This is a genomic window from Bacilli bacterium (assembly GCA_036381315.1).
Classification (GTDB): Bacteria; Bacillota; Bacilli; order Paenibacillales; family KCTC-25726; genus DASVDB01.
Genome location: DASVDB010000147.1, coordinates 1 through 13,445 on the forward strand (window position 1 = coordinate 1; position 13,445 = coordinate 13,445).

11 protein-coding genes and 5 tRNA genes are annotated in these 13,445 nt (G+C 49.4%); 6 read left to right on the forward strand and 10 right to left on the reverse strand.

Features of this window, described 5'->3' with window-relative positions; translation table 11 throughout:
* Positions 1-689 (forward strand): hypothetical protein (locus VF260_11010; protein ID HEX7057707.1); only part of this gene is annotated, 689 nt, incomplete at its 5' end.
* Positions 690-713: 24 nt separating this feature from the next.
* Entirely contained in the window at positions 714-1,025 is a 312-nt protein-coding gene (locus VF260_11015) for a metal-sulfur cluster assembly factor (GenBank protein ID HEX7057708.1), read from the forward strand.
* 64 nt (positions 1,026-1,089) lie between these two features.
* On the opposite strand, the gene VF260_11020 is transcribed toward VF260_11015, so the two are convergent.
* A complete protein-coding gene (locus VF260_11020) occupies positions 1,090-1,452 on the reverse strand; it encodes a VOC family protein (GenBank protein HEX7057709.1) in 363 nt (120 codons plus the stop codon).
* A gap of 148 nt (positions 1,453-1,600) precedes the next feature.
* On the opposite strand from VF260_11020, the gene VF260_11025 reads away from it, so the two are divergent.
* The gene (locus VF260_11025; GenBank protein HEX7057710.1) at positions 1,601-2,281 is read left to right on the forward strand and encodes a Crp/Fnr family transcriptional regulator; all 681 of its coding nucleotides are present in this window, start codon (positions 1,601-1,603) and stop codon (positions 2,279-2,281) included.
* 51 nt (positions 2,282-2,332) lie between these two features.
* Here VF260_11025 and VF260_11030 read toward each other — a convergent pair whose 3' ends face one another.
* Positions 2,333-4,642 carry a nitric-oxide reductase large subunit gene (locus tag VF260_11030; protein HEX7057711.1) on the reverse strand — a complete coding sequence of 770 codons (2,310 nt, stop codon included), beginning with the start codon at positions 4,640-4,642 and terminating at the stop codon, positions 2,333-2,335.
* A 274-nt stretch (positions 4,643-4,916) separates the two neighbouring features.
* Between VF260_11030 and ric the strand changes: the two genes are divergently transcribed.
* Positions 4,917-5,660 carry an iron-sulfur cluster repair di-iron protein gene (gene ric, locus VF260_11035; GenBank protein ID HEX7057712.1) on the forward strand — a complete coding sequence of 248 codons (744 nt, stop codon included), beginning with the start codon at positions 4,917-4,919 and terminating at the stop codon, positions 5,658-5,660.
* A 185-nt stretch (positions 5,661-5,845) separates the two neighbouring features.
* Here ric and VF260_11040 read toward each other — a convergent pair whose 3' ends face one another.
* Entirely contained in the window at positions 5,846-8,377 is a 2,532-nt protein-coding gene (locus VF260_11040) for a pectate lyase (GenBank protein ID HEX7057713.1), read from the reverse strand.
* A gap of 341 nt (positions 8,378-8,718) precedes the next feature.
* On the opposite strand from VF260_11040, the gene deoD reads away from it, so the two are divergent.
* A complete protein-coding gene (gene deoD / locus VF260_11045) occupies positions 8,719-9,426 on the forward strand; it encodes a purine-nucleoside phosphorylase (GenBank protein HEX7057714.1) in 708 nt (235 codons plus the stop codon).
* A 321-nt stretch (positions 9,427-9,747) separates the two neighbouring features.
* Here deoD and VF260_11050 read toward each other — a convergent pair whose 3' ends face one another.
* Entirely contained in the window at positions 9,748-10,041 is a 294-nt protein-coding gene (locus tag VF260_11050) for a hypothetical protein (GenBank protein ID HEX7057715.1), read from the reverse strand.
* A 140-nt stretch (positions 10,042-10,181) separates the two neighbouring features.
* Between VF260_11050 and VF260_11055 the strand changes: the two genes are divergently transcribed.
* Entirely contained in the window at positions 10,182-11,798 is a 1,617-nt protein-coding gene (locus VF260_11055) for an ATP-binding cassette domain-containing protein (protein ID HEX7057716.1), read from the forward strand.
* A gap of 357 nt (positions 11,799-12,155) precedes the next feature.
* Here VF260_11055 and VF260_11060 read toward each other — a convergent pair whose 3' ends face one another.
* From VF260_11060 to VF260_11085, 6 genes are all read right to left on the reverse strand, one after another.
* Complete coding sequence (locus VF260_11060; protein HEX7057717.1) at positions 12,156-12,494, reverse strand: hypothetical protein; 339 nt, start codon at positions 12,492-12,494, stop codon at positions 12,156-12,158.
* Between the two features lie 144 nt (positions 12,495-12,638).
* A tRNA-Leu gene (locus VF260_11065) sits at positions 12,639-12,718 on the reverse strand.
* Positions 12,719-12,741: 23 nt separating this feature from the next.
* A tRNA-Lys gene (locus tag VF260_11070) sits at positions 12,742-12,814 on the reverse strand.
* 4 nt (positions 12,815-12,818) lie between these two features.
* Positions 12,819-12,892: transfer RNA gene (locus VF260_11075), tRNA-Gln, on the reverse strand.
* A 15-nt stretch (positions 12,893-12,907) separates the two neighbouring features.
* A tRNA-Val gene (locus VF260_11080) sits at positions 12,908-12,983 on the reverse strand.
* A 78-nt stretch (positions 12,984-13,061) separates the two neighbouring features.
* Positions 13,062-13,136 (reverse strand) — tRNA-Glu (locus VF260_11085).
* Positions 13,137-13,445 lie beyond the last annotated feature (309 nt).

Sequence of the window (13,445 nt, forward strand, 5' to 3'; positions counted from 1 at the left end):
TTGGCTGGTTTGCCATCTTAATCAGCGGATTCGGCTATAAATTGATGCCGATGTTTTATTTGTCGCACGGTTATCCCAACCGCCCGGAAAAGTGGATTCTGTCCATCCTGAATGCGGCCGTTCTGCTCGGCGCCGGCTTCAGCCTTGCCGGACTGGCCAAATTCGGCGCCATGGCCGGATTGTTCCTGTTTTCCATCGCCATGGCGATGTTCAGCTACCACGCGCGCAATATCAAGAAGAAAAAGCATAAGCCGAATCCGGGATACGGCATTAAATTCTCCGTATATTTGATCAATGGCGTTGTTGTCGTGCTGATTGCCGCTTTTTTTGCGTTCTTGCTGTTTCCGCAATTGGCGGGCAAGGCGGAAACGCTGTGGATTGCCGGATGGCTGTATCTCTGGGGATTTATCGGGTTAACCATCCTGAGCTATTTGTCCAAAATCGTTCCGTTCTTGTGGTGGACATATAAATATGGATCTTTGATCGGCAAGCAAAAGACGCCTTTACTTGCCGACCTGATTAACGATAAAATGGTTAGATACGGACTCTTCGCCATTGTGGCGGCGCTTTTTGTCCTGCTTCTCGGCGCGCTGGTGCAAATTGGCTGGCTATTGTCCGTAGGCGGCATTCTTGTCGCGCTTTGCGCAATTTTTTATATGATTCAAATCTCCCTGGTATTCACAAGATAACAATATGGAAAGGAGTGCGACTTTATGAGCGAAGAACTTACAATCGATCAGATTTACGAACCGCTGTATTCCGTTTACGACCCGGAGTTGGGCGTCAATATTGTCGATCTGGGGCTGATCTATGACGTCGGCATTGACAACGGCGATGTGTATATCGAGATGACCTTAACGACGCCGGGCTGTCCGATGCATGACACCATCACGTCAGGCGTACACGCCGCACTGGATAACTTGCCGGGAGTAAAATCGGTCGAGGTAAACGTAGTATGGGATCCGCCGTGGTCTCCGGAAAAAATGACGGACCGGGCGCGCGAAGAATTGGGCTATTTCGGTTAAAAGCAGGCGCACCGTTAAAGCCGGCCTCCTTCCGCCAGGGGGCCGGCTTCGCTTTTGGCCGCCTTCATTTTTCCAACGTTTCATACAAGCCCAACCGGTTCCCGTAAGGATCGCAAAAATTGCAGTAGGCAACCACACCATTAATGCGATGCACCGGCCCAACCTCGATATTAAGGCGCAGCAAGCGTTCCCGCTCCGCTTCAATGCCAAATACGCCGAAGCGGACGATTCCCTGCCCGGGATTGATTTCGTCTACCTCCAGCAATTGCAGCCAAAAGCCGGGATTAATTTCAATTTCCCTGATTCCCGGAACAGGTTCAAAGCCCGTTACCGTGCCGAAAATCCGTTCATACCATGTTACCGCTTCCTGGATGTCTTTGACCGGTATTCCTACGGTTACGCTTTCAATAAACGACAGGTGGCTCATCCAAGTTCCCTCCGCATCGTTTTCTACCTCCACTATACCGAAGCGGCGAACTCGCGACAACCGTTTGTTCCGCCGCGCTTTCAGGTTGCTTTCTTCTTGTCCGCTATACTATCATTAAATAGTACCTTTCTTGAAAGGGGTGTGCGAATTGCATAAAAAAGAGACCATCCGCCAATTGATACCGCTCTTTAAGGATTTGACGCCGCAGGAAATGGACTACGTCGACCAGATCACGATTCAGCGCCATTATCGCAAACGTTCCGTCATCTTTTCGGAAGGCGGCGACAAAGAGTCCGTGTTTTTCATCGAAGACGGATTGGTCAAGACATATAAAACGGATGAGAACGGCAATGAACAAATCGTTTCGTTTTTAAAAACCGGCGATATGTTTCCACATACAGGCTTTTTCAATTCCAACCCATACCCGGCAACCGCGGAGGCTCTTGTCGACAGCAAACTGTTGGCGATTCCCGTTCATTCGTTCGAACAGCTGATGGTTTCGACTCCGACGATCGCGGTGAAAGTGATGCGGGTCATGGGCGCAAAAATCCAGGAACTGCAGGTAAAACTGCAAGAATTGACCGGACAGGATGTGCAATATCGCGCCTTGTCTTTTCTGCTCAAATTGGCAGCCAAACACGGCAAGCCCGAAGGTTCGGCATTGCGCATCGATCTGCCGATGACCAACCAGGAATTCGCCAACGCAATCGGCACGACCAGAGAAACGGTCAACAGAATGATCAACTCGCTGCGCAAAGCGAAAATCATCGAGTTGGATCGCAATGAAATTGTCATCCTGAACCTGGAAGCGCTGAAGGACTGGCGTTAAGGTTGCCCGCTGCCAGTCCTCTTGGGCATGTTCGCATGGCAAAACCGTTGTTCAAATCTCCGTGATTTCTTCCCCATCCTTCACATCGGTTTTGCGCAAATGGAACATCGACCTGGCAACCGCGTACACCAGCGGCAGGATTCCCACGATAATGAAAATGCAATCCGGAATAATCCGCCACCATAACAATTCGCGCACGATCGGATGGGTGAAAAACGCCGCCGAGCGTGAAGCCCAGTAACCATGTTCGTACGCTTCTTTTATTTGCAGAAACCCGACCGGCAACAGCGTGATCACAATCATTCCCGCCAAGCCAATGTTTAAACCTAAGCAGGAGACTTTAAGCCATTTCTCCCGCCACTCCTTCGGCTCAACGATGTTGCGCAAAACGTAAGCCAATACGGCGAGCGCAAACATGCCGTAAACTCCCATCATGGCGCCATGAGCGTGCGCCGGGGTAAGAAACTGGCCGTGCTCGAAGTAGTTGACGCTGGGCAGATTGATGAGAAAGCCGAGCACGCCCGCGCCGATCAGGTTCCAGATGGCCGTGGAAATCAGGAAGCGGAAGGATGCGCTATAGGGAAACATTTTGCCGCCTGTTTTCATGATCTTGTATTGTTCGTAAGCCTCCAAAATCAGAAGCGTCAACGGAATCACTTCCAGCGCGGAAAACACCGAGCCGAGCGCGATCCAAATCTCCGGCGAGCCATTGTAATAGTAATGATGGCCGATGCCGATCACGCCGCTGCCCAAAAGCAGCGTTATTTGAAACAGCATGGCGCGAATCGTCGATTTTTCCGTAACCAGCTTCATTCTGACCAGCAAAAAGCCGATGATGACGACGGCAAACACTTCGAAGATGCCTTCCACCCACAAGTGGATAATCCACCAGCGCCAGTAGTCCGCCATCGTAAAATGGGTACCCGGATTATATAAAAAGGCGAACAAATAAAAGACCGGCACCGCAATCGCCGCATAAAAGAGCAAATGGACAAGTCCCGCCTTATCTTTTTCCTGCCGCAAGGCGCGTCGAATCGCGCGAAATACGATGTACAGCCAAACGAGCATCCCCGCCGCAAACACGACCTGCCAGGCGCGGCCAAGCTCCAGGTACTCTAAGCCTTGATGCCCGAACAAAAACCAACCGTTGCCCAGCTTGCCGTTGATCCCGAGCCATTCGCCCACCATGACGCCGCCGACCAAAACGATCAGCGCCCAGAACAAAATATCGACAAGCAGGCCCTGCCGCTTGGGCTCTTTACCGCCGACAATGGGCGCAATATAAATGCCCATGGCCAGCCAGGCGGTGGCGATCCAGAAAATCGCGAGCTGCAAATGGTACGATTTGGCAATGGAAAACGGCAGCAACTCGGCGATCCATTTGATGCCGAAAAACGAGGTCGGCTCCAGATAATAATGCGCGAGAAGCGCCCCGAAAAAGCATTGCACCAAAAACAGGAGCGTTACGATCAGCAAATATTTGCCCGCCTTAACCTGACTTGGCGCAACCCGCAGCCGTCCGATATCGATCTTCGGGAACTTCCCGGGCTCATATGCTTCCTCCATCCGCAACCGATAACGATGGTAAATAAACAGAATCAGGCCGACAAACAGGATCAGCAAGGTAATGCTTACGCCGCTCCACCAAATTGCGGAAAAAGCCATCCCATTGCCCGCGTCTTCGTAAAACGGCCAATTGTTTGTGTACGTGATCGTATCGCCCGGGCGGTTTGTACCGGCAAGCCAGGCGGTCCAGAAGAAGAAATCGGCAAGTTGCCGCTTTTGATCCCCCGCCGCTACCCAGGCTCTTTTTTGCGCCGGCATATCCGTATCCTTTATCAGGTGCGGGGCTATGCCCAATCCGTCGCCATAGGTGAAAATTTTCACATAAGTTGCGCGAATTTGCTGCAATCCGTAGCTCTCCGCATCCGTCAGCACCAACTGTTCCGTACTTTGATCATAGCGGTTTTGTTTCAACTCCTTTATGACCTTGTCGCGGATCACCATTTTCTCATCTTCGGATAGTTGGGCAAAATCTTTTTTATAGGCTTGCCGCGCTTCATAATTTTGCATGGCTTCCACATATATTTTTAACGCTTCCGCCGTATAATCCGGCCCAAGATAAGACCCGTCGCCAAGAACGGTGCCGTAATCCATTAATCCGTATTTCTGAAAGACGGCCTGCCCGCCTTCGATTTGCGCCCGCGTGGTCAGAACATTCCCGTGGGTGTCGACCACCTTAAGCGGCCTTGGCGCCATGGCGCGGAAAATCCCGTATCCGCCGGCCAGCAAGACCGTAAAACTAAGCAACAACGCGGCAAGCAGGATCCCCTTGAGGAAAGCGTTTTGCGTCTTGTTCATCTCTTTCGCACTCCTTGCTTTTTAAGTTAGCTTGAGTATAAGGAGGGCAAGGACCGCCTATTTGTGATTTCTGTCACATGAAATGTTGCCGTTTTGCGGCGATATTGTTGCCATTGTGCGGCGGGATTATGGCGAATTTGCGGCAGTAATCATGCAGCCGAAAAATGGATATCCTGTAATTGCGAAAACCATTTTTGTGATCTTAGTCACAACCCGCTTAAAAGCGTTCCATTATAGTATATGAAAAGAAATAACCCAATTGGAGGAATGCCCTATGGCACTCACTTTTACCGCGTCCGATAAAATCGGCGATATTGTGGCGAAACTTCCGAAAGCATCCGAAGTGTTCAAAAAATATAGAATTGATTTTTGTTGCGGCGGCGGCAAGCTCGTCTCTGAAGCGGCTCGGGAAAATGGGTTGAACGAACGGGAAATCGTCGACGATTTGAACAGGCTGGCAGCGGACGTTTTAGCTTCGTCGCAGGAATATACAAGCTGGGTGAACGCGCCTTATGACAAACTGGTTGACCATATCGTCAACACCCATCACGCTTATCTGTACACGCATTTTGCCCCGATTGGCGAATACGTGACCAAAATTTTGCGCGTTCACGGAGCGCATCATCCCGAGCTGGCCGAAGTGCATAAACTGTACCATAATTTGAAAACGGAATTGGAACAACACATGATTCAGGAAGAGACGGTAACATTCCCGTTGATCAAGGACTTTGCCGCGAATCCCTCGCCGGAATTGGCCAAACAGGCGCTTGATACGGTCGGCGACCTGGAAAACGACCATGACGAGGCAGGCCAGTTGCTGAAAAAATTGCGCAAAGTCACAAACGATTTTACCACTCCTCCCGACGGCTGCACGACCTACCAGGCGACGTACCGGATGCTGGAGGAAATGGAAAGTGACATATTCGAGCATATTTCGCTGGAAAACAATATCTTGTTCCCAAGGCTGGCGCAGGAAGTCGGCCACGAACACGAGCACGAACATGAACATCATCATTAATCGCTAAATGAGACTGCCTGTTGGGATATGAACTTCCCCCAGTCAGGCAGACGGTGAAACTGAATGTTCTCTTGCGTGGCGCACGCAACAAACCCCCGGAAATTTGCACTTTCCGGGGGTTGCTGTTTCCATGACGCATAGAATCTTGCAAAAGGTATGCGGTTGCGGAATCGGAAATCATTGGCTTATTCCAGCTTCATATAGTAAAGATTCGTAACATCATCTTTCGTTATGGTATGTGCACCGGGCGCAAGCGATACACTGACAATGCCGTTTGTCATGGCATAACTGGTTCCATCAATTTTGATTTTTGTTCCGTCCGGAGTATTAAACACTAACGTTAATGTTGAACTCACAGTAGTGGTAAAGTCAATTCTGGTTATACTCTCGATTTTTAAACATTGAGTCAGCGTTAGGCCATCATATATAACTGTTCCTTTGGTTGTTGAAAGGTTCCCTTCAATATCGAAGAAGTCGCTTGTTAGTCCATCTGTGGTAAAATTATGAATATGTTGTTCAGATGGCGTCGGTGTCGGTGTCGGAGTTGCTGTTGGCGTCGGTGTTGGCGTTGGTGTCGGTGTCGGAGTAGGCGTCGCTGTACCCTCGGTGTCTACCACCATGTAATAAAGATTCGTAACATCATCTTTCGTTATGGTATGCGCACCAAGCGCAAGCGATACACTGACAATGCCGTCCGTCATGGCATAACTTGTTCCATCCACCTTGATTTTCGTTCCGTCCGGCGTATTGAACACCATTGTTAATGTTGAATTTGTGGCAGTGGTAAAGCTAATGATGGTTGAGCTCTCAATCTTCAAACACTGAGTCAACGTTAAACCGTTATATACCACAGTTCCCTTACTGGTTGAAAGGTTCCCTTGAATCGTAAAGAAGTCGCTTGTTAGCCCGTCAGTGGTAAAGTTCTGAACATATTCTCCAGCCGGCGGTGCCGTCGGTGTTGGCGTCGGTGTCGGTGTCGCTGTCGGAGTAGGCGTTCCTCCGCCTCCTCCGGTCGAATTGCCCCCTATGGATACAAGACTGCTTGTGTAACTTCTAATACTGGACATCAGTGCCGAGTTAACGCTATACGATGCATCGTCTACCGCATCGTCAAAATCCCATGTAAAGTCCCCGCCATCTTGGCGTCCGGCCTCCGACGTAACAATTTGTATAACATTGTTTACGTCATCGACATCAGATGCGCTTACTCCGGTATCCACGCCGGAATTGGTATCAAAGTTATTGTAAGTTGTTCCGCCCACCAAAGTTTTGTAAGTACTTGGAACTGTTTCATTTCTGGATGAAGCCAGATACGCGTCAAACGAGCTTGCATCAGCCGGAGCCGTTCCCGCATCGGAATTTGCATAAATCAGGCTTGCGGCGTCAACAACAATATTATTGTATGCCTTAATCATGCCTCCATCTTCTCCGGAGAACGTTCCTTCCCCTAAAGCGTCGGTGCCTTGCAGGGAACTCATCATCGGATCTTTGGTATGTCTGAAATAATTGGATTCCACAAAAGCCGAGCTTCCCGTTGTAACGCCAACGCCGTATTTTGCGACACCATCATAGAAATTATTGTACACATGAATAGTTCCCGTTCTGATACGCGGATGACGAGAATCCGAGTGATCAAACCAGTTATGATGGAAGGTGGCAAAGAATTCTGAAGATTCGCTCAAACCGACCAACGCGGCTTTCCCGGAATCCCAGTAGTGATTGTAAGATATTGTGGTGTATGTTGTGCCTTTTTTTAGGTCGGTTGAACCGTCACCTTTTACTTGGTCGGCATCAGAGCCCGCGGTTCCATAGAAGAAGTCATTATGATGCACCCAAATGTTAACATTGCCCGTATCCATGGAAATGGCGTCATCCGGGAATAACATAAAGCCCAAGTTTCTTACTTCGACATTGCCGCAATATCTTAGGAGCATTCCCCATCCATAAGCGGTGGCGTCATCTCCGATGCCTTCCAGTGTGATATTCATTTCGGCATAATTGTTATGTCCTTTCACCTGGAGCCCTTCATTGCTGTAAAGTTGTCCGCTCATGTCATCTGCCGTGATTTGTCCGATAAATCTGATGGCAAGCGGCGTTGTATCATAGCCTTTTTGGCGCAGGTTCAGAATTTCACCCAAACCGACTGCGGTCTGTTTACCGCCTGAGCTATTGATGATCACATCAAGCGATACGGTTTGCGCGGTGTCAGGTGTTACGTAAATGACTTCTGCGCCTGGCTTGAGTGTTCCGTCATCATTATAGGCGCCGGAACCTGTGCCGTAAGGAGAGTCACTTGAAAAAGCAAAACCGGATCTGTCAAAGGCCGCAACAGACAGCGCACCTGTGACAGCGCTTACTTTTGAACCGTCTGAAAGGTTCGCTTCAATTTTCATTACATAACTGCCGGCGGCAAGCCCTACAGCGTCTGCTCTCCAATAGGAAGGGTATCTGCGGATTAATTCAGTGTCAATTTGCACATATTGGGAATCCGCTGCCCCGGCGGGTTTAACATATACGTTATACCCTATCGCATTGCTAACCGGCGACCATTCCGCAAACGCCGATTCAAACCAGCCGCCGCTTTGTGTAACGGAAAGACTGGCGGCATATGCTGTGTTAAGTGCAGATCTACTTGTGAAAAACCCGCTGACTATTAAAGACAATGCAAGATAATACAAAAACGACATGCTCATTACTTTGGAAATTCCTTTTTTCATAAACATCCTCCTTTGTTTCGGTTTTAGGCGAATTGAGTGGCAGCCTTTCTGCAACTCCGTTTCATCTCCTTATGTCCTTCCGGCTCCCTACTGATATATTAACGATCCGCTTTCAAATCATCATTTTAAAAATTCGAGAATTTTTTAGAAAAATCAGACCATTCGCGTTTCCTTTACATTCGCCATCCATTGCTGAATGCAGCCATATGTGCTCCGTATTCACGCGCAATGCTTCTCGGTCTTTTTTTATTGCTTTCGGCAAAAAATATCTCTATATTCGTGATGAGGGCTTGTTGGAATTGGCAAACCATTGGATCACATTTTGAGGGGGATTGCGAAAAATGACTGTCCATATCGCCGCGAACAAAGGTGACATTGCCCCGAACGTGCTGCTTCCGGGCGATCCGTTGCGCGCGAAATATATCGCGGAAAACTTTCTGGAAGGTGCTGTCTGCTACAATCAAGTGCGAGGGATGCTCGGTTACACCGGAAATTATAACGGAAAACGCGTGTCGGTCCAGGGCACCGGCATGGGCATGCCTTCCGCCAGCATTTATATCCACGAGCTCATCAACGAATATAACGCGCAAAAACTGATTCGCGTAGGGACCTGCGGGGCGATCAAACACGGCGTGCAGTTGCGGGATGTCATTATCGCCCAGGCGGCTTGCACAGATTCGGCGATGTACCGCAACATTGCGGAAGGCATCAGCTTTGCGCCGATCGGCAGTTTCAACTTGATCAAGAAAGCATATGAAATCGGAATCAATGACGGCATGAGGCTGCATGTCGGGAATGTGTTTTCCTCGGACATTTTCTATTCCGACAGCACCGATTATTTGCAAAAACTGGACCGTTTCGGCGTGCTCGCCGTGGAAATGGAAACAGCCGCGCTTTATACGTTGGCGGCAAAGTATCAGGTGGAGGGGCTGTCGATCCTGACCGTCAGCGATCATGTATTTACCGGTGAGCAGACCACTGCCGAGGAGCGGCAATCAACCTTTAATCAGATGATCGAAGTGGCGTTAAAAACAATCGTTGCAACATGATCAGGCGTAGACTAAACGGCAACCGGCTAAAGCCGGTAGGTTTCTGTCAGCTCTAAAACGGTCATGGTAGCGGGCTTTCAGATCTAACGGACGTGACAGAGGCTATTTTGGGTTTTACGCCCGGTTTTCAAATTTAACGGTCATAGGCGCGCTTATTTAGCACTTTGTGCGGTATTCAGCTAAAAAAACAACGAATAGCCGCTGTGGCGTCCGTTAAAATTTTTACAGGGCCTTTTTGCGGCAAATAGCCGCTATGGCGTCCGTTAGCGTAGGGCGAGGTGATAATCTCCCCGTTTTAGCGTTGGGCAGTGTCCGTTATCGTTATACCAGTTTAACGACTATAACCAGCTGCGGATCGGCAAAAACCTTGATCGCATGATTTCCCGCATCATACTCGATCTTGCCGGAACCGACTTGCATCTTCGGAGCGGCTCCCAACGCGTAAAACACATCGTCCGCGAGCGTCCGGAGTGTGTCTTTCTGTTCTTGCTCGGCAAGCTCTTCCCATTCACTTTGGCTCATTTCAAAAGCGGTATGACAATCGGCAATTTGCGCTATCGCCGCTGTCAGTTCGTCCACAATGTCGGCGTATTCCCTGTTGAATCTTACTCCCACGCAAGCCACAACCTTTTGTTTTTCCCTATCATAACTGTTCCCGACGTATGGATGCAATAAAGAAAAGCTTGCTTCCCGCGGGGCTTTTTTCGTATCATAAATGGAAGTCAGACAAATTGTTTAAAGGCGGTCATTCGCAAATGATAAGCACGGAAAGAGTAACGCTGCGCTACGGCAGCAGAGCGCTGTTCGAAGATGTCAACATCAAATTCACACCGGAGAATTGCTACGGGTTGATTGGCGCGAATGGCGCGGGCAAATCGACTTTTTTGAAAATATTATCCGGTGAAATCGAGCCGACTTCCGGTTTCGTACACGTTACCCCGGGAGAACGCATTGCCGTTTTGAAACAAGACCATTTTGCCTATGATGAATTTCCTGTGCTGGAAACCGTTATAATGGGGCATGAAAAACTGTATGCGATCATGAAAGAAAAAGAGGCGATCTACAGCAAGCCGGAATTTACCGATGAAGACGGCATGCGGGCGGCGGAACTGGAAGGCGAATTCGCCGAATTGAACGGCTGGGAGGCGGAAGCGGAAGCGGCTGAACTGTTGATCGGATTAGGCATCGCCAAGGAGCGGCACGACAAGCGAATGAAGGAATTGGACGGCAATGAAAAAGTGCGCGTGCTGCTTGCGCAAGCGCTGTTCGGCAATCCAAACATCCTGTTGCTGGACGAGCCGACGAACCATTTGGACCTCGAGTCGATTATGTGGCTGGAGAACTTTTTGGCAAAATTTACGGGTACGGTCATCGTTGTTTCCCACGATCGCCATTTTCTGAATCAGGTTTGCACGCATATCGCCGATATCGACTTCGGCAAAATTCAACTGTATGTGGGCAACTACGATTTCTGGTATGAATCGAGCCAATTGGCTTTGCAACTGCAGCGGGAATCCAACAAGCGAATCGAGGAAAAGCGCAAGGAACTGGAAGAGTTCATTCGCCGGTTCAGCGCCAACGCCTCCAAATCCAAACAGGCCACCTCGCGGAAAAAACTGCTGGAAAAACTGACGCTGGAAGACCTGAAACCGTCGAACCGCAAGTATCCGTATATCCATTTCAAAGCGGAACGCGAAGCCGGCAAACAGATGCTGTCGATCGAGCGGTTGAGCAAATCGGCAAACGGCGTGAACATACTCAACAACCTTACCCTGACAGTCAATACGGGAGACAAAATCGCTTTCGTCGGCCCGGACGGATTGGCCAAATCAACGTTGTTCGATATCATTGCGGGCGTGAGCGAACCGGACGGAGGATCTTACAATTGGGGAATCACAACGATCCGGGCGTATTTTCCGAAAGACAATACCCCGTATTTTCAATCCGACCTGAATTTGATCGATTGGCTGCGCCAATACTCGAAGGAACAAGACGAATCGTTTATCCGCGGCTTCCTCGGCCGCATGCTGTTCTCTGGCGAAGAGGCGCTAAAAAAGGCAAACGTGCTGTCCGGGGGCGAACGGGTGCGCTGCATGCTAGCCAAAATGATGCTTGCTGCGCCCAATGTGCTTATTTTGGACGAGCCGACAAACCATTTGGATTTGGAGTCGATCACTGCTTTGAACAACGGATTGATGCAGTTTGACGGCACCATTTTGTTTACATCGCATGACCACCAGTTCGTGCAAACAATTGCCAATCGCATTGTCGAAATCGCACCCGGCGGCGTGATGGACAAAGTGACGACATTCGATGAATATCTGCAGCATCCGGACGTGATCGCCTTCCGGCAAAATGCTTATAAAGCGTAGCTAGAGCCGCCTGAAGCTTGCCGACGGAAACTCGGCCGCTTTGCCGCATTGCCGGCTTGCGGCCTTGTTAGCTTGCTGACATGCGGCCTGAAACGGTCATGTTAGGGGGCTTTCAGATCTATCGGTCATGGTAGTGTGCTTTCAGATTTAACAATCATAGAAGCAATCTCTTAGGTCTAACGGACGTGACAGAGGCTATTTTGGGTTTTTCGCCTGGTTTTCCAGTTTAACGGACGTAGGTGCGCTTATTTTAGCACTTTGTGCGGTATTCAGGTAAAAATAAGGTGAATAGCCGCTGTGGCGTCCGTTAAAATTTTTGTACAGCCTTTTTCCGGCAAATAGCCTCTGCTGCGTCCGTTAGCGGTGTGCGGGGAGGTGGTTCACCCTTTTTAGCATCATGCCAGGGAGGTGGTTCGCAGCTTTTGCTTTGTGCAAGGAGGCGATCCATCCGTTTTTGCGTAAATGTTTGATTTCATCCGGAGTCGCTTTATCATAAGCTAGGCCTGTTGGTGCAATCGGCAGCCTGAACTTTTTATTTTCCTGCATCGTGCGATCAAATGTTGCATCCACGCCCCATCCGATCGCAATATTTTGCATCTTGCCGGCTACAGCCCAAATTAGCAAGCCATTCAAAAATGCCAGTACATAAACGCCCCAAACAAGAGGATTTGCGCCTTGTTTAAACGATGCAAGCAATACAATGATGAATGACGGCTTTGCTTTTAATTAAAATAGCTCCCGATCAACTCAGAGGCTACATTTTGATTATGTCAAAACATCCTTGTTGACAAAAAAGGCGATAAAAAAATCCCTTATGTAACAAGGGATTTCAGTCATGACTGCGCGTAGAGGGACTTGAACCCCCACGGTTGCCCGCCAGATCCTAAGTCTGGTGCGTCTGCCAATTCCGCCATACGCGCAAACTACAAGAATATGCAAATAATGAGCCATGGAGGATTCGAACCTCCGACACCCTGATTAAAAGTCAGGTGCTCTACCGACTGAGCTAATGGCTCATAATGGCTGAGGATCTAGGATTCGAACCTAGGATCACGGAGTCAGAGTCCGTTGCCTTACCGCTTGGCTAATCCCCAGCAACTTGAAGGGAATGGTGGACGCTGACGGGATCGAACCGCCGACCCTCTGCTTGTAAGGCAGATGCTCTCCCAGCTGAGCTAAGCGTCCAAAGTAGACATCTTTCCTATTGGGATCCCCCAAAAACAATCGGAATATGCTACGTTTTTGTCGCTTTTTGGGGCACAGTGGTGACCCGTAGGGGAGTCGAACCCCTGTTACCTCCGTGAAAGGGAGGTGTCTTAACCACTTGACCAACGGGCCGCCGTAAATTTAGAGAGTGGGATAGACCGATTCGCAAATAACGTTCACGCCACAAGCAGGGAGAAATCCGTCGGAAAGCCCTGGCGGCCGACTTGCGGAACCGGGAATATACCGATATCATTCCATATTCTATTCCCGGTTCGCATCGGAGGTGGAGACGGATTCTCCCTGCTTGGTAACGAAACTTAAGAATCGATATACTGATTTCCATTATTAGCGAAACGTCCCGTTTTTAAAATTCGGCATTATCCTTTATGATGGAAATATACCATACTGGAAGGAGAGCGGAATATGCACATCGTCACCGCA

Coding starts and splice junctions, on each gene's coding strand:
- deoD (HEX7057714.1), top strand. CDS start 8,719: ATGACTGTCCATATCGCCGCGAACAAAGGTGACATTGCCCCGAACGTG.
- VF260_11040 (HEX7057713.1), bottom strand. CDS start 8,377: ATGAAAAAAGGAATTTCCAAAGTAATGAGCATGTCGTTTTTGTATTAT.
- VF260_11030 (HEX7057711.1), bottom strand. CDS start 4,642: ATGAACAAGACGCAAAACGCTTTCCTCAAGGGGATCCTGCTTGCCGCG.
- VF260_11020 (HEX7057709.1), bottom strand. CDS start 1,452: ATGAGCCACCTGTCGTTTATTGAAAGCGTAACCGTAGGAATACCGGTC.
- VF260_11055 (HEX7057716.1), top strand. CDS start 10,182: ATGATAAGCACGGAAAGAGTAACGCTGCGCTACGGCAGCAGAGCGCTG.
- VF260_11015 (HEX7057708.1), top strand. CDS start 714: ATGAGCGAAGAACTTACAATCGATCAGATTTACGAACCGCTGTATTCC.
- ric (HEX7057712.1), top strand. CDS start 4,917: ATGGCACTCACTTTTACCGCGTCCGATAAAATCGGCGATATTGTGGCG.